This window comes from Streptomyces sp. NPDC001135, from assembly GCF_053598395.1.
The window spans coordinates 3,047-25,436 of record NZ_JBSFKD010000066.1 but is presented as its reverse complement, the minus strand read 5'-3'; the positions used below and the strand labels follow the sequence as shown (position 1 = coordinate 25,436).

The window sequence follows — 22,390 nt, the reverse complement described above, 5'->3', positions numbered from 1 at the left end:
GCTCATCCTCTTCGCCGGGCTCGACCTCTACCGGCGGCATGATCTGGCCCCACCCGCCGGCTGGCCCCTGACCGGTCCGGCCGACGTCCTGCTCGGCTCCGCCGACCGGACACGCTGGAGCAGCCAGGGCTGGTGGTGGTGGCCCGCGGTCATCGCCGCCCTCGTCCTCACCGCCCTCCTCGCCCTGTGGTGGCTGCTCGCCCAGCTGAGCCGACACCGCCCCGGCTCCCTGCCCGTCGGCGGCACACCACCGCAGGAAGGCGTCGAACTGCGCGACCGCGCACTCAGCGAAGCGATCGCGAACGAAGCCGGTGCCCTGCCAGGGGTAGGCCATACGGCCGTAGTCATCACCGGCCGACCGGCCCGCCACCGCACCCGCATCGACCTCACCCTCACCCCCGAGGGCACGCCCGGCGCCACTCTCGGTGCCCTGTGCGAAGGCCCGATCGGCACCGCGCGTCGGTCCACCGGCCTCATCGACATGCCCACCGAGGTCCGGCTACAGGTCAGCCGCCACGGACCACACCGCGTGGAGTAAGGAGGAGATCAGCCGTTCCCGCCGACGCCCTTGCGGCCCACCGCGGTTCGCGGGCGTGCCGGCACCACTCCCCGAAGGAGAGATCATGATCATCCTGGGCGTCATACTGCTCGTCGTCGGCTTCCTCACCGGCCTGTCCATCCTGTGGACCATCGGGATCATCCTGCTGGTCGTCGGAGCCATCCTGTGGATCCTCGGCGCGATGGGACACGCCGTCGCCGGCCGACGCCACTACTGGTAGTCGGAATCGTCGCCCTGCAGGGCAGTGATCCAGGCTGCGGGCAGGCCGGCGGACGGCGCGGACCCCACCAAGACGTTCGCGGCGGCGGACGACAGCGGCGGAGAGGTCGAGCCGGCGGAGGCCGCCGCCGGTGCCGGCCAGCCGCCGCGGCTCGGACGCGGGGCGCCCGGTGGCCGTTGTGCCGGTCCTCGCCGCACGAGCGCACGGCCGACTCGATGGGGAGTCGGTGGATCGGCCCCTACGATCCGGGCGGGAGTTCCCCACCGCGTCGGCCGGTGGGTCTCCGTCGGGAGTTCGTATGCACAGCACCTTCGTGAGGAACCGTCCAAACGTCCCCCCGGGCCACGGCGATGACGGGCGGTGAGCGGCAAGGACCCGCGGAAGGCCCCACCCGGTCGGAGCGCTTCGGGGAGGAGTTTCTGGGAGTCCTGCTGGACCAGGGGCACGAGTTGCCGCCGCACGAGCTCGGTCCGCTCGTCGCACGGCAGGTCGGCAGGCTCGACGGCCGCGAGACCTCGGTCTTCCTGCAGGACTACGGTCAGGTGTGGCTCGTTCCCCTGCCGGGCGACGGGCTGGCGGCCGGGGACCCGCAGCCGATCGACGGCTCCGATGCCGGTCGTGCCTTCCAGGAGGCGCGGCCCGTCGAGGTGCCGCAGGCCGGCGGTGTGCGGGTCTATCTGCCCCTGCTGGACGGTGGCGACCAGGTGGGCGTCCTGGCCGTCACCCTGGACCGCCTCCAGGACGACGACCGACGGCTGCTGCGCAGGCTCGCCTCGCTCGTGGCCGACATGCTGGTGACCAAGCACGGTTACACCGATCTGTTCTTCCGGCTGCGCCGCAGGGAGCCGATGAGTGTGGCGGCGGAGATCCAGTGGTCGCTGCTGCCACCGCTGGCGATGTCCACGCCCCGGGTCGAGCTGGCCGGGATGCTGGAACCCGCCTACGACGTGGCCGGCGACAGCTTCGACTACGCCCTCAACGGCGATGTCCTGCATGTGGCCATGGTCGACGCGATGGGCCACGGACTGGACGCCGCCACGATGGCCACGGTGGTCATCGGAGCCTACCGGCATGCCCGGCGCATCAGCGTCGGCCTGTCGGAGATCTATGCGTTCATGGACCGGGCCGTCGCCGAGCAGTTCGGCCCCGACCACTTCGCGACCGCTCAGATGATGCGGCTCAACACGGCCACGGGCAGGCTTCAGTGGGTCAACGCCGGACATCCCGCTCCTGTGCTGATCCGTGGACACCGTGTCGTACGACGGCTGGAGGGCCCGACTACGCTGCCCGTCGGCTTCGGCGGTCACGAGCCCCGGATCAGTGAAGTGGCTCTCACCCCCGGCGACCGAATCCTGTGCTTCACCGACGGACTGATAGAGGAGCGCGATGTCGGCGGTGAGGAATTCGGTGAGGAGCAGCTCATCGGGTGGGTGAACCGCCTCGAGCCCGCGGCGCAGCAGATCCGGACGGTGGCGCGCTCCCTCTCCCACACGCTGCAACGGGCGCGGGGCGGGATCACCACGGACGATGCGACGCTCCTGCTGATCGAATGGCGCGGGAGCGCCACCGACCACCTCGCCTTCCTGGAGTGAGCCGGCAGCGCACCACCATGGACATGGCCGACGGCACACTACGTTCCTCTCCCGCCGCTGTTTGCGAAAGTCCTACCGGCGGGGGCGGCTCCGCGATCCCCCCTTGGAGCGGGTTGACTTCCCCGTGCGGTGCCATGGCGAGAACCGCCACCGCCGGGTACGGCCGGAGGTCAGGGTCTCCATGCGATCATCGTGGCTCGCGGTGAACAGCTGAATCACGATCACACCGAAGACGATCACCGCGAACAGCACACTCACCGTCACGAAGGTGCCCATATCTCCCGCACTCCTACTGCCGTGGTGGGCCCGTGACGGGTGACTGGTCCGTCAGGAGTGCGTGAGGCGGGGTGGGGGGCGTCGTGTCCGCCTTCGGAGTCCCAGACCGCCTCCCGGAGCGAGTCCGAGTCGGCCGCTGCCTCTGCCGCGGCCCGGAAACGTTCGGCCTCATGGATCAGGCCGGTCGCCGTGAGGCTCCGCGACGGGTCGGTGGCCGTGGCCATGAGCCGGGCCGCGGTGGCCGGCCCTGTTTCCGGTGGGATCACCAGCAGGTTCCAGCAGCCGAAGGTGTAGGACAGCAGCAACAGCTTGTGCGGATCCTGCCCGGCGTTGGACCAGCCGACGCGCACCATGTGGCCGTGCGCGGCCACTTCTCCCGGAATGACCGGCCAGAACGTGCGGCTCACCGCTACCCGGGTGATCCGCCCCCACAGCCGGTCGAGACATTCGACGAGCGCCGGGAGCTGCTCCGTCAGGTTGCGCGAACGGGGCCACCAGGCACCGTCGATCAGGGCCGGAGGGGCGCCGGCCCGCGCCAGCGTGAGTCGGAGCGGTGACGAAGAAGGGGCCCGGTCTCCGACTGCGGGTGTGAACGGAATGGTCGCGGTCATGACGCGGACCCAACCCCGGGCCGGTCACGGCCGGCCCGGTTGCCATGAATCGCCGAGAACGACCCGGCGTGGAAGCCGGTGTACGAGATGCTCTCGGTAATCACCAGGATACTCCTCGCCCGCGCCCGGCGGACCGATGCGGAGCGAGGGGTTGAACGGAACACGAGGAAAACCTCCCGCGCCATACAGCCAAGGAGTGCCGGCCAGGGCATGCGAGCCGTCGGGCGTGAGACCGGTCCGGTAGCCGGCGTACGACGTGCCCCGGCGCCCTCAGCCCACTTCCCGCCCGGCGCCCTCAGCCCACTTCCCGCCGGTATCGACAGCCGCTTCACGGAATGCGGCGGCGTCTCCACAACCGCCCCGGCGTGTGCGGAGTACCGTGGACAGTACCGAGGGCATTTCGCACACCGGCTTCCACGCCGGGTCGTCCTCGGCGAGAGACGAAACCCGGGTCGCCGCCAAGGCGGCCCGGAGACGGGTCCGCATCATGTCGGCGACCTTGCACCAACTCCTGCCACACCACGAGCCCGTCGCAGCCCCGGCCGTGCGTCTCGCGCTGAAGACCGACGGCCCGTCGCGCGGCCTCCTGGACGGTGCCTGGTGGCCCCGCTCCCGGGACCTGCTGAGCGAGCTGCCCGCACTGACCGATGTGCTGGACCCTCTGTGGGGCCGCATCACCCGCATCGCCGTCAACCCGAAGTACTGGCCGGTCATCCCGCACGAGATCCCCGTGGGCGGTCATGTCGTCAAGGCCGGATGGTTCACCCAGGAGATCGACCCGCACAAGCTGCTGCTGCTCTCCTACGGCACCGGCCGCTGGGACCTGCTGGTCATCCCGCCCGAGACCGAGACGGAGTCGGCGGCCCGCCTGATGGCGGCCGCGTCCGACTACGACGGCCCACCGCTGACCGCAAGCGCTCTCATGGCCGCGGACGAGACCCGGCACGCCATCTCCGCCGCCGACCGGCCACTCGAACCCGACGAGGCAGGGAAGCACGAGGAGGACGGCCCCGCCTCAGCGGCCGTTCCGGCAGGGACGGATCGCGCCAGTCGCCTGGTCATCGGCATGTGAGACGGCCGCCCCGACCGGTGCCTTCCCGGGTTTCGGCCCTGCCTCGCGAACGGGCGCAGGCACATGCAGGGGTCTCGACCGGCGGATCCCCGCCCCCGTGGTCCTCGTCCCGAGGAGCAGTACATGCAAGCCCTGATCGTTCTCATCGTCGTGATCGGTCTTCTGGCCGTCCTGGCCCTCGCCCTGTCCGTGAAGGTCGTCAAGCAGTACGAGAAGGGAGTGCTGTTCCGCTTCGGCCGACTCGTCGGAACACGCTCCCCGGGACTGCGGTTCATCATCCCGTTCGTCGACGCCCTGCACCGGGTGTCGCTGCGGGTCGTCACCATGCCGATCCAGTCCCAGGGCATCATCACCCGGGACAACGTGAGCGTGGACGTGTCGGCGGTCGCCTACTTCCGGGTCGTCGACGCCGTGAAGTCGGTCGTCGCCGTGGAGAACGTCAACGCGGCGATCAACCAGATCGCCCAGACCACCCTGCGGAAGGTCGTCGGCCGGCACACGCTCGACGAGACGCTGTCGGAGACGGACCGTATCAACCTGGACATCCGCCAGATCCTGGACGTCACCACCGTCGACTGGGGTGTGCAGGTCACCCTGGTCGAGCTCAAGGACATCCAGCTGCCCGACACCATGAAGCGCGCCATGGCCCGCCAGGCCGAGGCCGAGCGGGAGAAGCGAGCGAAGATCATCAACGCGGAGGGCGAGTCCCTGGCCGCAGCCGCGCTCGGCGACGCCTCGGACACCATGATGGCCCACCCCCTGGCGCTTCAACTGCGCAATCTCCAGAGCCTGGTGGAGATCGGTGTCGACCAGAACACCACCGTCGTCTTCCCGGCCCCCCTCATGAGCACGATCGGCGAGCTCGGCTCCTTCCTCGCCCGGGAAACCGCTGCCGCCGCACCCGCCGCGGCAGCGCCCCCGGCCGGCACCGGCCGCACCGACACGTCCCTCAGCCCGGCAGGCAGCGCGCCCGGCACCGCGGCGTGAAGCCGACCACGGCCCGAGCGATCCGTGGCACCAGGGAGGATTCGTGACCGTCGCCTGTCGCGCGCGTCCTCCGGGCACCGGCTGATGATGGGGGTACGGCCGAACACGCGGAGCTGATCATGACGGGTTGGCGGGTCAGGGACTACACCCAGGACGATCTCGAAGCGGTGATCCGTGTCGACATGCAGAGCGGCACGACCGAGGAGCCGCCGCTCTTCCCACTCTCGGACGCCGTGACGGCCCTCCAGACCCGCCACCCGGCCGTGGTGGCCACGGCCGACGACGTGCTGATCGGCGCCGCGGTGAGCAGGGTGGAGGGCGAACGGGCATGGATCCTGCGCATCTGCATGGCGCCCGGCTGGCGGCAGCGCGGGCTGGGGAGTGCCCTGATCACCGCCCTTGAGCAACGGCTCTTCGCCGCCGGCGTCCGCGCGGTGCACGCCGCCCTGCCCGAGGGCGAGACCGGTGCCACCGCCCTGCGCAACTGCGACTTCGGCGCCCGCCCCGGGCTGGTCTTCTTCGAGAAACGCGGTCCGGTGACCCCGCAGTCGGCCGGCACGCTGTCCTCGCTCGGAGCGGAGCTGCCGCCAGGGGGGCTCTGGCAGAAGGTCGCGGGCATGCAACGGGAGAAGCAGCTCATCGAGCGGCGCCTGGTCCTGCCGCTGGCCCATCCCGAACTGGCCGCCCAGCACGGAGTGGAACCGCCACGGGCGGTGATGCTGTTCGGCCCGCCCGGGACCGGCAAGAGCACGTTCGCGCACGCGATCGCCAGCCGCCTGGGATGGCCCTTCCTCGAACTGTTCCCCGCCCGTCTGGCCGCCGAGTACGGCCTGGCGACCGGGCTGAACCGGCGCTTCGACGAGATCGCCCGGCTCGACCACGTCCTCGTCTTCATCGACGAGGTCGAGGAGGTCGCCGGCGAACGCGGCGGCGCGGACGCGACCGCTGTCGGCGTCGTCAACGAACTGCTCAAGGCGATCGTCCGGTTCCGAAGCCAGGACGGACGGCTGCTCGTCTGCGCCACGAACAACGTGACCACGCTCGACTCCGCGTTCCTGCGGCACGGCCGCTTCGACTACGTGCTGCCGATCGGCCCTCCCGACCACACCGCCAGGACCGCGCTGTGGGAGAGCTACCTGGACCGAGCGGGCGCACGGGCCGACAGCGCGGTACTCGCGTCCGCCAGCGAGGGGTTCACCCCCGCCGACATCGCCCACGCGGCGCGCACCGTCTCCCAGGCCCAGTTCGAGCGCACCTTCGACACCGGAACCCGGACCACCCCCACCACCGACGACTACCTGGACACGATCCGCGACACCAAGCCCACGGTCAGCGCTGCCATGGCCCAGGAATTCGCCCAGCAGACGGAGGAGTTCGCCCGCATCTAGCGTCCAGGCCGGTGGAGAGTCGATCTGCGACGGACGTGTCAGGCCGGCGCAGGTGGCGTGTCGCTGCCCGTCTCGATGAGGATCTGCCTGGCCTCGGTGACGTTGTCGGCCCGTACGGCCCTGGCCATCGCGGCGCGTGCCGCGTCGGGCGACGTGTCCGGAGGGACCAGCAGCAGGGAGAAGTGGTCCCGGTCGCCCCGGGTGATGAGGACGGTGTCGTCACCGACCGGGAAGGAGTCGATGTGGACGACCCGGTCGTCGACCATCACCCGGGTCGGCAGCTCGTCCCAGGCACTGCCGTCCAGACCGACCCGGGTGACAGGCCCGAGATGCTCGGTCAACGCGGAGATCAGCGAGGGAAGCTCGGCACCGATGTCCCGGGACCGTGGCCACCAGGCACCGTCCAGGATTCCCTCGCGTGCGTGTGTGGTCTCCAGCCTCAGCAGGGCCGTCCCGGGTTTCACCGACCGGTGGACGGCGTCCGGCAGGAGCCTGGGGAGGTGGTCGGGGGTGTCGGAGTCGGTCATGGTGTCCGCCCGTCCGTAGAGAGCAGTGCGACCGCAGGGCGTGCGACCGCGATACGGCCCTGCCACCTCACCGTACTCCGTACGACGCTCGCGCGAGCGCCTCGCCGCAGGGCGCGGTTGCGGAAACAGTCAACGGCTCCGGCGTATACCCGCCGGAGCCGCCCTTCCGGGTCATTGCACGTGAGCGTGCGCCGACCCGCTTTCCAGGTTACGTCAAAGGGATTAATCCGCCATAAGCAATCCTTGCGAGGGTTCACTTCGGTCCGAGAAGCCGACGCGGCGGTTCAGCCACGCCCTTCCTCTTCCGTCTCCATCTGCCGGATCCCCTGGTGCGTCAGCGTGATCATCCCGGGCGTGTTGCCCCTCTCCCAGTCCACGACGACCCAGCCTTCACCTGCCAGGTACATACAGGCAGCGGCCATGTCCTGCTCAGGGATACCCAGGTCCGTGCGGAGCTTCGCCCCATCGACACCCAGGAGGCGATTGCCCTCGGCGGCCTGGTACAGAGCCTGCATGATCCTCTCGCGGTACGTCTTCCGGTCCCGCAACATCGCCATGACGCGCCTTCCTCTACTGCCCACGGTCGGGCCGAAGCCGATGTCATCCGCGGTCGCCGTCGCGGTGGGGCGCGTCGGAACGGTCGCGTCCACCGACCGACGGTGTCTCCGGGGCCGACGCCCGATCCCCGGCAGAACATCGCTGTAGTGGAAGGCAGCGATCCGTTCGGCGTGCTGGCCGTTGAGCCGGTGGATCAGAACGACTCCGACGGCGATCAGGACGAGCAGCACGGCCACGGCGATGACGAGCATGGGATCTCACCTCCGCCGACCGGCGGGCGAAGGCCCTGCCGAGCCGATGGGCCGGGGCAGGGACGACGGTCGACCTGCTCCGCCGTCGGCCTCCCAGGCTTCTTCCCTGTTTCGTGCATCGATCCTGTCTGCTGCTTGCTCCCGGGCCGAGGCATCGACGCCGTCGCCGACCATCAACTGCGCGGCGGCATCCGCACCGGTTTCCGGCGGAATCACCAGCACGTCCCGGCGGCCGTCAGCGCAGAAAAGAGTGAGTCTGTGGGGATCCTGCTCCTCGGTGGACCAGCCCACCTGCACGGTGCGCCCGGCGTAGGACACCCAGTGCGGCAGGACGGGCCAGTAGGCCGGGTGCACGGTGACACCCGTGATACGACCCCAGAGATCGCCCAATGCGGCCGTCAACGACGGCAGCTCACGGGTGAAGGCACGGGAGCGAGGCCACCACATACCGTCCAGCCCGCCCGGCGCGGGCGTCAGGGACAGCCGGGCCGGCTGCGGCGGCGCACATCTGATCGATGTCGTACGGTCAATGGTCACAGCCATGGCGCGGACCTGTCCCCGGGCTCGTGGGTGCGGCCCGGCGCTGTCGATCACCGGGAACGGCACCCGCGGCGGAGCCGGTGCGCGAAGAACTCCCGGTGTCTTCAACACTACTCCGCTCGCCGGTCCGAAAAGCCCGGGATGACCAGGCAGTTTCCTGCCTTCGGGACCTGGTCGCCGGTGCCGATGCCGGTCAGAGCCAGTCCTTGCGCTTGAACGTCAGATACAGCAATGCGGACAGGAGCACGATGACGGCGGCGGAGGTGACGAATCCCGACTCACGGCCGAAACCAGGATAGGGGAGGTTCTGGCCGTAGTAGCCGGTGATCGCGGTGGGTACGGCGATGATCGCGGCCCAGCTCGTCACCTTCTTCATGATCAGGTTCATGCGATTGGCCTGGACCGAGAGGTTCGTCTCCATGACCGAGGCCACCAGGTCCCGCAGCGATTCCGTCCACTCGGTGGCACGCAGCACGTGGTCGTAGACGTCCTGGTAGTACGGGGCGAGAGGGTCGTTGATCAGGTGCAGGCCGGGGCGCATGAGGGTGTTGACCACCTCACGCATCGGGAGCACGACGCGGCGCAACTGGACGAGCGACTTACGCAGTGCGAAAACGCGGCGCTGCACGGCTTCGATCTCACGGCGCCCGGCCGCGAAGAGCAGACCCTCCAGGTCCTCGATGCTGTCGTCCAACTGCTGGACCGCGGCGAAGTGTCCGTCCACGAGATGGTCGAGCAGACCGTGCAGCAGGAATCCGACGCCATGGCCGGCCAGGTCCGGGCTCTCGTCCCAGCGGGCGACGACGTCCTCGATGTCGAGGCCGTCGTCCTTGCGGACTGTGATCATGGCCTGGCTGGTGAGGAATACGGCGATCTCGCTGTACGTCAGTTGCGCACCGTCCGGGCTGACGGTCACGGCGTAGGCGCTGAGGAACTCGTGGGTGCGATAGCGGTCGAGTTTCGGCCGCTGTCCATGGTGAGCGGCATCCTCCAGAGCCAGTTCGTGGATGCCGAACTCCTGACCGAGCATGGTGAGTTCAGCGGCTCCGGGCCGGTGCAGGTCCAGCCACAGGACCGACGCCGGATCAGCGAGATGCGCAGAGACGTCACTGGCGGGAAAGCCCTCCAGGACCAGAGTGCCGTCGTGATACAGCCGGGTACGCGTCACCATGGCCCGAGGCTAGTGTCTTACACCCCTGTCATGCCGCTTCGCCCCGATTGCCAGCGCGGCAGGTTCATCGACAGCAGCCACCCTCCGCGGGGGCCTTACGTCAAAGCCCGCGATACCCGGAGCTCCGACCGACGAGCATCGGGTGCCGGTCCGAAGGCAGGGATGTGGGTACCCGGCTGCCGCATCGCATCCGGCGTACACCGCACGACCGGATGCGGCCCGTCAGCCGGGAAGGACACTCCGAGACCATGACCACGCATACCCCGCGCCGTCGCCCGCCTCCCCCCGCAGGTGGCAGTGATTTCGCCCGCCTGTCAAAGAAGATCGCCGAGGCCGGCCTGATGAACCGGCGCCCCGGCTACTACACCGTCCGGTCCATCGTCGTGGCCGTCGCCTACGCCGGGGGCTGGAGCGCGTTCGTCGTCATCGGCGCCGGGTGGTGGACCCTGGCGCTCGCCGCGTTCCTCGCCGTGATGTTCGGGCAGGTGGCTCTGCTCGCCCACGACGTCGCGCACCGCCAGGTCTTCCGCCGGCGCCGGCCCAGCGAGACGGCCGGCCGCATCGCCGGGGCCGCGATCGGGATGGGCTACGGATGGTGGCAGGACAAACACACCCGCCACCACGCCAACCCCAACCACGAGAACCTCGACCCCGACATCGCCCCGGACCTGCTGGTGTGGTCCCAGGACCAGGCCCGCGCCGCGACCGGACTGCCGAGGATCATCGGCCGTCGGCAGGCGTTCCTCTTCTTTCCCCTGCTCCTGCTCGAAGGGGTCAACCTTCATGTCTCCAGCGCGCGAGCACTGGGCAACCGCACCATGAAGAACCGCGCCCTGGACGGCACGCTGCTCCACGGGCACACCGCCGCCTACCTGACCGCACTGTTCCTCGTCCTCCCACCCGGCATGGCGATCGCGTTCCTGGCCGTCAACCAGGGCCTGTTCGGCCTCTACCTCGGCTGCCTCTTCGCCCCCAACCACAAGGGCATGCCGACCCTGACCGGCAACGACCGCCCCGACTTCCTGCGCCGGCAGGTCCTCACCGCACGCAACGTACGCGGCAGCTGGTTCACCGACCTCGCCCTGGGCGGCCTGAACCACCAGATCGAACACCACCTGTTCCCCAGCATGCCCAGCCCCCACCTGCGCAGGGCCCGGCCCATCGTCCGCCACTACTGCCAGGACCTGGGAGTCGACTACCTGGAAACCGGACTGATCGCCTCCTACCGGCAAGCACTCGCCAGCCTCCACCGAGCAGGAGCGCCACTGCGGCGAGCCCGTATCAGCAGCGCCCCAGCATGACGCACCGGCGCCGACGGTAGATGATCTCGCCGCCCTGTCTGAACCAGGAGGCAATCCCGTCGAACCGCTTGCATGAGTCGGCAGCTGTAACGCATCCAGATGCCCTTGCCGTACTCCAGCGCCTTTTCCCGGTGCCCGGCTGAAGTGATCCGGTGAGACCCAGCGGCTGGAACAGCCCCGTCGGCTTCCCGGCGCGGCTGCGTCGTCTTACGGCTCCCCTCCCAGATGGGCGCAATCGCAAATCCAGCGTCCCGCGAGCATCGCAGGAGCGCGCACTGTGTGCGGAGCCGAACGCGGTCATGCGCGCAAGCACAGTCGAGATCACGGCGAAGCCCCGCCGGAGCGCTCCGGCGGGGCTTCGTCTCATGGCTCCGAGCAGAAGCCCCGTCGGGGGATGGTTCCCGGAAGGGCTTCACTGCTTCGCCCTCTCACAGACGCCCCTATAACACGGGGGTGCGGGAAACCTGTCTGACCAGGTTGAATACCTCCCGGGCGGCATACCGCTTGAGGCATCGGATGATCTCACGCCGGGTCTTGCCCTCCTGGGTGCGGCGTTCGTAGTACGCCTGGGTCCGTGAGTCGTGACGCAGCCAGGTGAAGACGATGCGGTGCAGGGCCGCGTTCGCCTGGCGGTCGCCGCCGTAGTTGAGTCGACGCGTGCGCCGCCGGCCGGAGGAGTACTCGATGGGGCTGACTCCGCAAAGGGCAGCAAAGGACGCCTCAGTGTTCAGCCGCTCGGGGTTGTCCCCCATGGTGATCAGCAGGGTGACGGCACTGTCTGGACCGATGCCCACCGGTACGAGCAGTTGCGGCGCGTGGCGTTCGATGAGCCGGGTCAGTCGCTGGTTCAGCTCATTGATCTGTCCAGTGAGCTGCTCAATGCGTTCGGCAAGCATGCGTAATGTCATTTGGGTGGCCTGGGCCACCGCGTCCTCGTCTCCCCCATCGTCGGGTGGGCTGAGGGTCGCGCAGGTGCGGAACAGCTCGGCATTGCCCAGGCTCGACAACCGTTCCCGCAGGGCGGGGTCGGCGATCACTAGGACGGCCTTGAGCTGGTTGATCGCCTGGGTACGGGCCTTGACCGCGGAGTCCTTGGCGAGTTTGTAGATCCGGGCGCTGTGCACGGGTCCGTCGCCGGATTTGGCCCGGGCCCGGGCGCGACCGCTGAGCACGGCCCGCGTGGCGGCCTGCGCATCGAGCGGGTCCGACTTCCCCAGCAGCCGGCGGGCCGACCGGTCGGGCCGGTTCACTTCGAACACCTCGACCTACTGCGCCAGCAGGTAGCGGGACAGGCCCGCGCCGAAGGTACCGGTGCCCTCCACACCGGCCCGGCGCACCGTACCCCGCTTGCGGGCCCACACGAGCAGCCGACGGTAGCCGGCCGCCGTCGCCGGAAAGGACTCGGTGCCCAGAACCTTCCCCAGCGAGGACACCACGGCGGCGACATGGACCTCGCCGTGCGTGTCCACGCCCAGGACGACCTCGCCCCGAACAGGAGGATCCGCGCTGGAGGAGGTGCTGTGCTGTCTGGTCGTCATGGTGTTTGGCCTCCCGCGTGGTGACCGGCTGGGCGGATGGCACCGGCCCGCTCGGGCGGTCTGAACCGTGATGGCGCCTGGAACTCGGCAAGGCCCCTATTGGGACAGTAGGTGTCGATAGTTGCGCGAGCTATGGCTGATCGCGGGTTCTGCACGCTGCCGGAGTTCTCGACTTCCGACCGTGCGCCGACAGCAGCACGGAACGGGAAACGTCGACGGGCATCTTCAGCCAGGCAGAAGTCGGCGGCGGCGTCGGCACCTCCGGAAAATGTACGAACGACTGAAGTGGTTGCCACGCAACGGTGAACGCGGTCCATTCGCCGTTCTGCTCGGCCGGGACGGCGCCGACAACCTCACCAGGGCGACGCGGTCGGAAAAGATCCCGGCCACGTCGGTACTGCGGCGGATCTCCGTGTGCAGCCGCCGCACCGATGAGGTCGGCACACCCTACCCCGGCGTCTTCTCCGTCCGGGTTGCGCATGCGGCAGGCATGTCAGGCGTGGTCCATTCCTCGGGTGTCCCGGGGATGTTGCCTGCGACAGGAGGCTGGAGGGCGGCGTTCACTGTGGGGAAGACGGGGAACACTTCCTCGAGCCCGAGCATGCGCCACACCTGCTCGTAGTGGGCGCTGAGAGCGGCCACGCGCAGGGTGCCGGCGCGGCGGTTGAGGGTGCGCGACAGCGTGATGAGCATGCTGATGCCGGAGGAGTCCATGTACTGCACCTGGGATGCGTCCAGCACCAGGGTGGTGCAGCCGCGGTTGACCAAGTCCTCGCACTGGGCGCCGACAAGGGGCGCGTTGTCGTAGTCGACCGTCTCCGGGAGCTGTGCGATCGTCGCGTCCTCGTGCTGCATCCGGACAGTGAGCATGAAGAAGGGACTCCGTTCCAGATCGTTCTCGTCGGGCCGGGTCACAGGTGTGCTGCGGGCCTTGCCTCTGTTCCACCGTCTGCCCCATTTGTCTTGGGGCAGACCTATGCATATGCGGGTGCGATGCCCGCCGCGGGTGGCAGTCTGCCGCATGCAACGCCATCCGCCGTCCCGCCCGGGAGGGTGCCTGGCTTCAGGCCACCGTCCGGGCCGGATGAGATCGGTGCGGCTTATGCCGTGGGTCTACTCCGAGAGCTCGGTGTGGAGCCTGACCCTGGTCCCCTCATCCGGTGCGGAGCGGATCTCCACGAGGTCGCAGAGCTGGTGCACCAGCCAGAGGCCGCGACCACCGACCTGCCTGGCGTCCGGCCTTCTCCGTCCGATCAGGGGGTCCTCGATGTAGCCCGCGTCGCGGAACTCGCACACGAGTCGGCGCTCCTCGCTCCAGGTGCGCAGCACACCGTGTCCGCCGCCGTGACGAATGCTGTTGGTGGCCACCTCCGTGGCGGCCAGGTGCAGTTCTCTCAGGCGTCGGCCGGTCAGGCCGAGCCGTTCGGCGCACGCGGCGATCTTCTCGCGCAGGGCGGGCAGGTCACCCCTACTGTAGGCGAATTCCTCGTACGGGTCGCACGGGTCGGTGAGCGGTGTGAAGCGGTACGGTGCCTGCGGGTCGTAGTCCGCAGACGGCATCGTGCGGCCGTCCTGGCGCAGCTCGGGGTGGCACCGGGCCATTTCCGCCAGTGATGCCTTGTCGTGAGCGATGTCGTAGGGGCACAGCAGCCACCAGGCCGGGCCCCGGGCGAAGGCTTTGTTGAGGAGCCATTCGTGATAGCGCAGTTCCTCGGCTTCGGCCGGGCTGCGGACCTTGTCCCAGGGTGATTCGCCGATCCCGCGCACAGGCCGCCCTTGCGAGGCGTACTCCTGGAGCCATTCCTGCCAGGCTCCGATGAGCCGACCGGGATGGTGCGCGACCCCTGCGGTGTCGACGTAGCGGACGGCATCCTCGTCGCGGATCTCGGCGCGCAGCAGGGACGCCTTGTCCTGCGGGACAGCCACGACGACGGCCTCACCACCCGCGAGGGCGTCCTGGATGAAACCGAGGGCGCCCTCGACGAACGCGTCCCTGCCGGAGTACGGATACAGCTCGTGCCGGTATCCGGTGCCCGGAGCGTCGGAGGGAGTAGAGGAGGTCACGGCGCCATCACCACCGGAATCTCGGGGATCGCGAAGCCGGACAGCTGCCAGGTGAGCCGGACGGTGTCGTTGGTCCCCTCCAAAACGACCTTGCGGTCCGGAAGGTGCCTGGCCGCATCAGCCAGGGCGCTCATCCCGGCGGCGTCGAAGAACTCAAGTGCGTGGCAGAGCAGGCGCACCGTGGCCTTCTGGGCGAGGAGGGCGCACAGGATGGAGCCGAAGGCCACCGCGCCCTCGCTGTCGACGATCCCGTTCACCGTCCAGCCTTCCTTCCCCGTGCGGTACACCTGGAACGCCGGTGCCGTCGGACGGCTGCCCAGACTGTGGGGGTGCACGCACCTGATCTGCTCCAGGAGGGAGGGATCCCGGTCCGCACCGCTGTAGGCGCAGACCACCAGGGCTCCGGTGTCGGCGGCGAACTCCTCGAGATCGAGTTCACTGCGCAACAGTTCCTTCGTCCGCTCCGGACGGCAGTCGGGCCCGACGTGGTGCAGCACCCGGAGCGAGCGGAACCCCTCGCGGTCGGCGTTGGCCGCCTCCCGGCGCACCGCGGCCAGCAGAGAGCCGTCCAGCCGAGCCGGGTCGAGCACGAGCTGCGCGAACTCACTCCCCGCTTCGAGAGGCGGCCCGACGATCACCACCTTGTCCCCGTACAGGGCCCCGTCCGCGACGAAGGACCGGCTGCGGTCGATGACGTGGTCGCTCCGGTCCAACACCTGGCAGACGTGATCACCGGTGTCGACCTCGTCCAGAGTGGCCAGAGTGCGCGGCGCTCTCACTGCTCCTCCATCCTCACGCGTCTCACTCTACTGACAGGGTGCCGACACGTGCCCGGCCTCGGAGGTGGCCTCTCGGAGCGGCACTACCTGCCCTCCTACATGTGCACGACAGGTGAAGCGTTCCCGTTCTGTCGGGATACCCCACGGCGGTAGAGCAGAGCGGTGACAACCAGGCCGGCGACGAAGACGGCCGCCGACCACCAGTAGGCCGTGGAGCAGCCCGCGAGGCCGGCCTGGGCCAGGACCCCGGGGTCCTTGGGATCGCGCCCCGAAGAGGTAGCCGGTGACGGCGTCGGATGCCGTTGGCGCTCCCCTGCTCGGGGTGACCCCATACCTGCTCAGTGGTTCTCGCCACCCGTATGGCACCTCATCTGCGAACGGACGTCACCGTCGCAGTCCGGCCGGCCGGGGAAGCTGCCTCGCATGCCATGCCCCGCGGGCACGTGGCATCTCCGGCTGTTTCGATGGTGGAAGGGTGAAGGGAGACGCTGGTGTCTGTGGCCCGGGCGTTGTCGCCAGAGAGTCTGACCGAGCTGCCCCGGGCGCTGGACCTGAGCGGAGTGGTCGCCAACGGCACGCTCGGTGGGGTGCTGGCCCGGGCCAGTCGTCTGGACCTGTTCGGCTTCCTGGTCATCGGCATCGTCTCGGGCCTGGGCGGCGGAATCCTCCGCGACACCCTGTTGCAGCACGGCACCCCCGTGGCCCTGACCGACTACACCTATCTCACGGTCGCCATCGCCGGCACCCTGCTGGCCTTCCTGGCCGACCTGAGCCGCCACACCTCCGGTTGGGCCTTCACCCTCCTGGATGCCTCGGCGCTCAGCGTATGGGCGGTCGCCGGCGCGCAGAAGACACTCGCTGTCGGCCTGGGCTGGCTGCCGGCCGTGCTGCTGGGCACCATCACAGCGGTCGGCGGCGGGGCCATCCGGGACCTGCTTCTGGCTCGCACGCCCTCCATCTTCGGTGGCACCCCGTTGTACGCGACCGTCGCGGTGCTGGTGAGCGTGGTGCTGGTTGTCTGCAGCCGGCTCGGCGCACCCACCGTAGGTGTCCTGGCCGGAATCGCGGTCGGCATCGCGTTGCGGCTGGCCGCGTTCCACTGGGGCTGGAGGCTGCCGGGCAGCCGCGACTGGCGGCCGGGGCCGGTCAAGGGCCGGGGGCCCTGACATGAACCGGCGCTGGGACCACCAGCCGAGAGGGAGGAGTGCACAGCCATGACGCTCAAGGACTCCGCGGATGCCGTGCTGGCCGGGCTCGGTGCTGTCCGGTCCGAACTCGAAGAGGTCTACAAGGACTTGCACGCCCACCCCGAGTTGGGACACCAGGAGCACCGCACCGCGGCCGGTGTGGCGGAACGCCTGAGAAACTGCGGCTACCGGGTGCACGAGGGGATCGGCGGCACCGGTGTGATCGGTGTGCTGGCCAACGGCGAGGGGGCGACCGTATTGCTGCGGGCCGACATGGACGCGCTACCGGTCCCTGAGGAGACCGGTCTGCCCTACGCCAGCACGGCCGAAGCCGCGGACGCCTCCGGCCGGCGGGTGCCCGTGGCGCATGCCTGCGGTCACGACATGCACGTCACCTGTCTGCTGGGAGCGGCACAGCTCATGGCCGCCGCGCCGGAGGCTTGGCAGGGCACCCTGGTGGCCTTGTTCCAGCCTGCCGAGGAGCCGGGGGACGGTGCTGACCGGATGCTCGCCGACGGGCTGACCGACCGTGCTCCCCGCCCGGACGTGGCCTTCGCCCAGCATGTGCTTCCCTATCCGGCCGGGCAGGTCGGCACCCGCGCCGGGTCCTTTCTCTCGGCGGCGGACAATGTGAAGATCACTGTCTACGGCCGGGGTGCTCACGGCTCGGCACCGCAGGCCGCCATCGACCCCGTGGTGATCGCCTCGATGATCGTCGTCCGGCTCCAGACGATCGTCTCGCGCGAGCTGGCCGCCACCCAGCCAGCCGTGGTCACGGTGGGCTCCGTTCAGGCGGGCACGAGCGGCAACGTGATCCCGGAGTCGGCGGAACTGCTGGTGAACGTGCGCACGTACGACGACGAGACCCGGCAGGCCGTCCTGGCCGCCCTGCGGCGCATCGTCGATGCCGAGTGCGACGCATCCGGGGCGACTCGCGCGCCGCAGATCGAGGAGGGCACCCGCTTTCTGCCGACCGTCAACGACGACGTGGTGACCCGCGAGGTCTCCGACGCTTTCGCCGCGATGTTCGCAGAGCGCGCGGTCACCATCGAGATGCAGAGCGCCAGCGAGGACTTCAGCCGGATCCCGGACGCCTTCGGCACCCCGTACACCTACTGGGCCCTGGGCTGCGCCGATCCGGACGCCTACCAGGCGGCCCGGCAACGCGGCACCGTGGCCCAGGAGATCCCGGTCAACCACAGCCCCCGCTTCGCTCCGGTCCTGCAGCCCACCCTGGACACCGGCGTCCAAGCACTGGTCACAGCCGCACTCACCCAACTCGGGAAACCGGGCCGTACGAGCCGATGAGCCTTCCGGCGCCGGTTCGCCTCTGATGCCGCAGCACAGAGCAATCGACCACCTCGGCGGCAGTCTGCGCAGCCGGCGCGGCTTCGGTTCCCAGCGCCGCGCTTCACACCTCCGTCAAGGAATGCGGGTGGGCGGCGGTGGACGCACGCGGTCACCTGGACGGACCTGCCGGCACGCGCTCCGCTCCCGGCCGTGCTTTCGTTCCTTGCGGAACTCCCTGCCTGTCGGAGCGCGCGATACGAAAAAACGGAAGAACGCAAGACGCGCACTGAATTGAATCGAGGAACCGATGACTACGTACAGGGTCGGCTACTTCGTGGGAAGTCTGGCGACTCACTCCATCAACCGAACGCTATCAAAATCCCTGATCCGGCTGGCCCCATCTGATTTGGAATTCTTTGAGATCCCGATCAAGGATCTACCTCTCTACAGTTACGACTACGACAGCGACTACCCGGCCGAGGGCAAGGCACTCAAGGATGCCATCGCCTCAGCAGACGCCCTCCTGTTCGTGACCCCCGAGTACAACCGATCCATTCCGGGTGCCCTCAAAAACGCCGTCGACTGGGCCAGCCGCCCCTGGGGAAGCAACTCATTCGCGCACAAACCCTCCGCTGTGATCGGAGCGTCCCCCGGCGCCCTCGGCACTGCCCTCGCCCAGCAGAGCCTGCGCGGTGTCCTGAGCTTCTGCGACTCGCCGCAAATGAATGCACCGGAAGCATACGTCAGATTCAAGCCCGATGTCTTCACCGATGACGGCGAAGTCGTCGACGAGCATACGGAACGTTTCCTCCGAGACTTCATGGAGGAATTCCGGGATCACGTGGTCCGGGTTCTCACCGTGCTCCCGCGAAAATCATGAAGAATGCGGGTCTGGGTGCGTCGCCCTCTACGAGAAGCGACATGAAGGGGTTCATATGGGTCAGCCGCGGATGAACGAAGAGCGCTTCTACTTGTATCCCATGAAGCGTGTAGCTGCCGTTCTGGACAACGAAGAACGGTATACGGCTGCCTGCCATCAACTGGAACAAGCCGGGATCAATCTGCCCCGCGTGAACGTGCTGAAGGAGCCGGAAGGCCAGCACCTCCTGGACAACAAGGGAACCTCGCATGGCCTTTACGGCCGCTTCATGCGCGGGCTGCAGCACGGGGGGTACGAAGGTGAAACGGTAGCGGCCCACTCTGCCGCCTTGAGCCAGGGCAAATGGCTGATCTTCGTTCCGGCGCGGGGGCAAGGACGAGGCCAGGCGGACGGTCGACATCCTCCGATCGCACGGGGGTAGCGACATTGTCCACTTCCGCCGATGGGCAGTTCAGTTCTTTCCCCCGACCTATCGAAGGAGGCGGGCATGGGGCATCCGGCAGCCGGCCTGGACGATCTGACCGCCTTCCTGGCCCGCCTCACCGCCTTGCTGCTGCGTTCTTCCGGCGAGGGCGCCTACTCCATCGAAAGAGCTGTGCACACCAGCGCTCACGTGTTCGGCGGCGAAGCGTCCGTAGTCCTCGTGCCCGAAGCGGCCGTGCTCTCGATCGCCGCGGCCGACGGCCGAATGCGCACGGTGTGCGTGCACGGCTTCCCGGAGGTAATCCGGCTCGACCAAGCCGCTGAGCTCAAGCCCTTGCTGGCCGACGTAGAGGCGGGCAAGCTCCAGGTGGCCGAGGCCGACCGCAGGCTGGCGCGCATCGAAGCCGCACCGCCTCCGTACCCCTGGTGGCTCAAGTTCCTCGGCGTCCTGCTGTTCTCCCTGGGCTTCGCCCCGCTCATCCAGCCCACCTGGTACGAGATCACCACCACAGCCGTCCCGGGCGCGATCGCCGCGGCACTCGTGGTCGCCGCCGTTCATGCACCGCGACTGTCCAAAGTCCTCCCCCTGGTGGTCTCAGCCGTCGTCTCCGTCGTCACCATCGAAGTGTTCACCGGCGATCCGGCACACGGCGGCCCGGTACTGCTGATGCTCCCGGCGCTGTTCTACTTCGTTCCCGGTGACTTCCTGAGCGCATCGACCACCGAGCTGGCCGTCGGCCTCATCACCACCGGCGCGATCCGGCTCGTCTCCTCCATATTCCTGCTCGTCCAGCTCTACCTCGGCGTCCTGCTGGGCATATTCGTCACCGGCACCCCCCTCAACACCCTCTTCGACACCGCTGCCAGCGCCGACCTGCCCAAGTGGGCACTGATCCCGGGCGGGATCGCCTTCACCGCCGGCACGGTCCTGGCCTTCGCAATCCCCCACCGCTTCTTCGGAACTCTCCTCGTGCTTGTCTACGCCACCGTCGGGGTGCAGTCACTGTTCACCAAGCTGATCCGGGAGACCGGAGGCACATTCGTCGCAGCCGTGGTGCTGGCCGCCGCAGCCAATCTGCTGGACCGCAACCCCGCCCGCCCTCCTCGATTGATCCTCATCCTGCCTGGCTTCTTCACCCTCACCGTCGGCTCGCTGGGCCTGCGCGGCCTGACCACCCTGGCCGGCGGCTACGTCATCGAAGGCTTCCAAGACCTGCAGAAACTCATCACGATCGTCACCGCCATCGCCATCGGACTGGTCGTCGGTATGGCACTCACGCATGCCCGCAACACAACGCGGATCACCTCTCGCCATGCCCCCTCGACGCCTCAGCGGCCGCCCTGACCACGTCTCTGCCGCACCGCCCGCAGCAGCTCATGTCCCGACCGTGGATCAGTGGCGCCTGCGTCCCGGCCAGCCGTGCGATTTTTCCACCGGTCGTCGTCGGCGCCCGCTGGACCTCGAGCGCCCACCTCGGCGCGCTCGACCTCGTCTACACGGGAGTGATCGAAGCGGTCCGCGCCGCGATCAAGGAGGCGGGTGGCGCTCAGCGGCGGACGCGGTGTCGCTGCTGAGCCTCTCGGACAGGGCTAGGCGGGCCGTCATGCGTTTGCCGACAGGCTCCTGTTCGATGAAGAGGTCCTGGGCGACGGCTTTGACGATCTCTAGGCCGTGCTGGCCGATCCTGCCGGGATCGGCGGGGCGGGCAGCGGGCACGGTGGGGTCGCTGTCCCAGACGACGACCTCCACGGCAAGGGAATTGGTGCGCAATTCCATCAGGACGGGGCCGGGAGCGTATTTGAGGGCGTTGGTGACCAACTCACTGACCACCAGCTGCGTGAGGTCTCTCGCCGAGCGGCCACGGGAAGGCGGTGATCGGCATGGGCCTGATCGAGGAAGGCGGCAGCGTGGTGGCAGGCGTCGCCGATGCAGCCGTCACCTCTGTCCAAGGCGTAACCGGCTCGCATCAGGTACTGATCTCCGGTGGAGCCGACACCGTCGGCATGGAATCCCACGTATCTCGCCCTCATTCCCCCATTGACGTGCGCAAGTACCCGCGGCAGCGTCATGCATGTACCCGGGGTGTGGTCCGGCACGGCTGCCTGGGCGCATGCCGCAGCGGCAGTGGGGCAAGCCTAGGCGCAGCCGAGGAGACGTGAGCGACATCCACAAGGAAGACCGGCCAGGCCGGCTCTCCATCCAGCACGCAGTGGTCGACGGCGTCCTCATCGTAACCGTGCACGGCGAGATCGACCACGACGTGAAGGACGTCCTCAGCCAGGCACTGCTGTCTGACGACGGCGCGACTCCGCCGCGGATCGTGGCGGACCTCAGCGAGGTGACCTTCATGGACTCCAGCGGCATCAACGTCTTCGTCACCGCCCACCGGCGCGCGAGCGGCGCTCAGGGATGGCTGCGCATCGCCGGTGCCCAGGACTCCGTGGTGCGTCTGCTGCACCTGGTCGGCGTCGACGAGATCATCCCCTGCCACCCCACCCTCCAGCAGGCGCTGAGCAACTGCCCCCTATACGCGCCAGCCGGGGCACCCTTTGCTCGCCCGCCCTTTTTCGGGTTTGTACATCCGAGCGATCTTCAACGGTCCATCCCCTGACTTGGCCTGGGCTCACGCCCACCCGCTCAGCACCGCCCGGGCCGCGTTCCGGGCCAGGAGTTCGCCGGTATCCGGCCGCGGCCCACCAACACCTCTGTGCCGATCACTGCCCTCACCAGGGAGAGCACAGCAGCTATGCGACTGTCCCGGTGCGTGTCCAGTCCAAGGACCTCCTCCCTCGTCGGCCGGGTGTCGGCGGGGACGCGGGGCAGGAGACGTACCGTCATGCAAGTTCACCTTCCGACACGAGGCGAAGGGTGAGGCCAGGAGTCTCGGCGGCTCGGGCCTGGAATTCGCCTACGAGCCCCTGTGCGGCTTGTGGTGAGCCCGGGGAGGGGATGCGGTGGGAGGTTGCGCGGGTTCCGTCACGCACGACCGCCCCGCCCCCAACCGCAACACACCCATTTGACTTACGCTTTGAGACTCCTTCGTCCGGATGCGGTGCGGTTTCGCGTGTATGCCTGTAGGACGTATGCGTCGGGCCCGGCCATGATGGCCGGGCCCGATGGGCGTACTTCGACGTCGACGCGACCACTCCCTATGAGCGGGTGCTGGCCGAGGAGA

22 protein-coding genes and 2 pseudogenes are annotated in these 22,390 nt (G+C 68.8%); 13 read left to right on the top strand and 11 right to left on the bottom strand.

The window, feature by feature from the left end:
* The 3 genes from ACWC94_RS41590 to ACWC94_RS41580 form a co-directional block, all read left to right on the top strand.
* A partial coding sequence (locus ACWC94_RS41590) for an alkaline shock response membrane anchor protein AmaP (protein ID WP_450802882.1) occupies nt 1-538 on the top strand: 538 nt, incomplete at its 5' end.
* 85 nt (nt 539-623) lie between these two features.
* Nucleotides 624-779, top strand: a complete 156-nt coding sequence (locus tag ACWC94_RS41585; RefSeq protein WP_099054839.1) for a DUF6131 family protein — start codon at nt 624-626, stop codon at nt 777-779.
* A gap of 350 nt (nt 780-1,129) precedes the next feature.
* Nucleotides 1,130-2,371 (top strand): PP2C family protein-serine/threonine phosphatase, encoded by a 1,242-nt coding sequence (locus ACWC94_RS41580; protein WP_450802880.1) that lies wholly within the window; start codon nt 1,130-1,132, stop codon nt 2,369-2,371.
* A gap of 72 nt (nt 2,372-2,443) precedes the next feature.
* On the opposite strand, the gene ACWC94_RS41575 is transcribed toward ACWC94_RS41580, so the two are convergent.
* Both ACWC94_RS41575 and ACWC94_RS41570 read right to left on the bottom strand, forming a co-directional pair.
* On the bottom strand, nt 2,444-2,647 hold the full coding sequence (locus ACWC94_RS41575) for a hypothetical protein (RefSeq protein WP_450802879.1): 204 nt from the start codon (nt 2,645-2,647) through the stop codon (nt 2,444-2,446).
* Nucleotides 2,632-3,258: a DUF5994 family protein gene (locus tag ACWC94_RS41570; RefSeq protein ID WP_450802878.1), complete on the bottom strand. Its 627-nt coding sequence runs from the start codon at nt 3,256-3,258 to the stop codon at nt 2,632-2,634. The genes ACWC94_RS41575 and ACWC94_RS41570 overlap by 16 nt, the downstream gene beginning before the upstream one ends.
* A gap of 379 nt (nt 3,259-3,637) precedes the next feature.
* Here ACWC94_RS41570 and ACWC94_RS41565 point away from each other — a divergent pair, with 379 nt between their 5' ends.
* The 3 genes from ACWC94_RS41565 (at nt 3,638) to ACWC94_RS41555 (ending at nt 6,705) form a co-directional block, all read left to right on the top strand.
* Nucleotides 3,638-4,330: a DUF5994 family protein gene (locus tag ACWC94_RS41565; RefSeq protein ID WP_450802876.1), complete on the top strand. Its 693-nt coding sequence runs from the start codon at nt 3,638-3,640 to the stop codon at nt 4,328-4,330.
* 123 nt (nt 4,331-4,453) lie between these two features.
* The gene (locus tag ACWC94_RS41560) at nt 4,454-5,317 is read left to right on the top strand and encodes a slipin family protein (RefSeq protein WP_069777874.1); all 864 of its coding nucleotides are present in this window, start codon (nt 4,454-4,456) and stop codon (nt 5,315-5,317) included.
* A 119-nt stretch (nt 5,318-5,436) separates the two neighbouring features.
* The gene (locus ACWC94_RS41555) at nt 5,437-6,705 is read left to right on the top strand and encodes an ATP-binding protein (RefSeq protein WP_450802874.1); all 1,269 of its coding nucleotides are present in this window, start codon (nt 5,437-5,439) and stop codon (nt 6,703-6,705) included.
* A gap of 38 nt (nt 6,706-6,743) precedes the next feature.
* On the opposite strand, the gene ACWC94_RS41550 is transcribed toward ACWC94_RS41555, so the two are convergent.
* From ACWC94_RS41550 to ACWC94_RS41535, 4 genes are all read right to left on the bottom strand, one after another.
* A complete protein-coding gene (locus tag ACWC94_RS41550; RefSeq protein WP_450802872.1) occupies nt 6,744-7,232 on the bottom strand; it encodes a DUF5994 family protein in 489 nt (162 codons plus the stop codon).
* A 284-nt stretch (nt 7,233-7,516) separates the two neighbouring features.
* Nucleotides 7,517-8,041: a hypothetical protein gene (locus tag ACWC94_RS41545; protein ID WP_373304000.1), complete on the bottom strand. Its 525-nt coding sequence runs from the start codon at nt 8,039-8,041 to the stop codon at nt 7,517-7,519.
* A gap of 6 nt (nt 8,042-8,047) precedes the next feature.
* Entirely contained in the window at nt 8,048-8,584 is a 537-nt protein-coding gene (locus ACWC94_RS41540) for a DUF5994 family protein (RefSeq protein WP_450802885.1), read from the bottom strand.
* A gap of 190 nt (nt 8,585-8,774) precedes the next feature.
* Nucleotides 8,775-9,752 (bottom strand): magnesium transporter CorA family protein, encoded by a 978-nt coding sequence (locus tag ACWC94_RS41535; protein WP_382102306.1) that lies wholly within the window; start codon nt 9,750-9,752, stop codon nt 8,775-8,777.
* Between the two features lie 248 nt (nt 9,753-10,000).
* On the opposite strand from ACWC94_RS41535, the gene ACWC94_RS41530 reads away from it, so the two are divergent.
* A complete protein-coding gene (locus ACWC94_RS41530; RefSeq protein ID WP_450802870.1) occupies nt 10,001-11,053 on the top strand; it encodes a fatty acid desaturase family protein in 1,053 nt (350 codons plus the stop codon).
* Between the two features lie 440 nt (nt 11,054-11,493).
* Here ACWC94_RS41530 and ACWC94_RS41525 read toward each other — a convergent pair.
* The 4 genes and pseudogenes from ACWC94_RS41525 to ACWC94_RS41510 all read right to left on the bottom strand — a co-directional run bounded on the left by ACWC94_RS41525 (nt 11,494) and on the right by ACWC94_RS41510 (nt 15,434).
* Nucleotides 11,494-12,591 (bottom strand): annotated as a pseudogene (locus ACWC94_RS41525) (IS110 family transposase).
* Between the two features lie 447 nt (nt 12,592-13,038).
* Nucleotides 13,039-13,461, bottom strand: coding sequence for an STAS domain-containing protein (locus ACWC94_RS41520; RefSeq protein WP_450802868.1), 423 nt, complete (start codon nt 13,459-13,461; stop codon nt 13,039-13,041).
* A 243-nt stretch (nt 13,462-13,704) separates the two neighbouring features.
* Nucleotides 13,705-14,655 (bottom strand): anti-sigma factor RsbA family regulatory protein, encoded by a 951-nt coding sequence (locus tag ACWC94_RS41515; RefSeq protein ID WP_450802866.1) that lies wholly within the window; start codon nt 14,653-14,655, stop codon nt 13,705-13,707.
* Complete coding sequence (locus ACWC94_RS41510; protein WP_055707190.1) at nt 14,652-15,434, bottom strand: MEDS domain-containing protein; 783 nt, start codon at nt 15,432-15,434, stop codon at nt 14,652-14,654. The genes ACWC94_RS41515 and ACWC94_RS41510 overlap by 4 nt, the downstream gene beginning before the upstream one ends.
* 491 nt (nt 15,435-15,925) lie before the next feature.
* On the opposite strand from ACWC94_RS41510, the gene ACWC94_RS41505 reads away from it, so the two are divergent.
* The 5 genes from ACWC94_RS41505 (at nt 15,926) to ACWC94_RS41485 (ending at nt 20,559) form a co-directional block, all read left to right on the top strand.
* Entirely contained in the window at nt 15,926-16,600 is a 675-nt protein-coding gene (locus ACWC94_RS41505; protein ID WP_450802864.1) for a trimeric intracellular cation channel family protein, read from the top strand.
* A 48-nt stretch (nt 16,601-16,648) separates the two neighbouring features.
* Nucleotides 16,649-17,929, top strand: coding sequence for an amidohydrolase (locus tag ACWC94_RS41500; protein WP_450802863.1), 1,281 nt, complete (start codon nt 16,649-16,651; stop codon nt 17,927-17,929).
* 289 nt (nt 17,930-18,218) lie between these two features.
* Nucleotides 18,219-18,791: an NADPH-dependent FMN reductase gene (locus ACWC94_RS41495; protein WP_450802862.1), complete on the top strand. Its 573-nt coding sequence runs from the start codon at nt 18,219-18,221 to the stop codon at nt 18,789-18,791.
* A 55-nt stretch (nt 18,792-18,846) separates the two neighbouring features.
* Nucleotides 18,847-19,212, top strand: a complete 366-nt coding sequence (locus tag ACWC94_RS41490; protein ID WP_450802860.1) for a hypothetical protein — start codon at nt 18,847-18,849, stop codon at nt 19,210-19,212.
* 66 nt (nt 19,213-19,278) lie between these two features.
* Entirely contained in the window at nt 19,279-20,559 is a 1,281-nt protein-coding gene (locus ACWC94_RS41485) for a threonine/serine exporter family protein (protein WP_450802858.1), read from the top strand.
* 183 nt (nt 20,560-20,742) lie between these two features.
* On the opposite strand, the pseudogene ACWC94_RS41480 reads toward ACWC94_RS41485, so the two are convergent.
* A pseudogene (locus tag ACWC94_RS41480) lies at nt 20,743-21,182 on the bottom strand (ATP-binding protein).
* Nucleotides 21,183-21,370: 188 nt separating this feature from the next.
* On the opposite strand from ACWC94_RS41480, the gene ACWC94_RS41475 reads away from it, so the two are divergent.
* The gene (locus tag ACWC94_RS41475) at nt 21,371-21,826 is read left to right on the top strand and encodes an STAS domain-containing protein (protein ID WP_450802857.1); all 456 of its coding nucleotides are present in this window, start codon (nt 21,371-21,373) and stop codon (nt 21,824-21,826) included.
* The last annotated feature ends 564 nt before the right edge of the window (nt 21,827-22,390 follow it).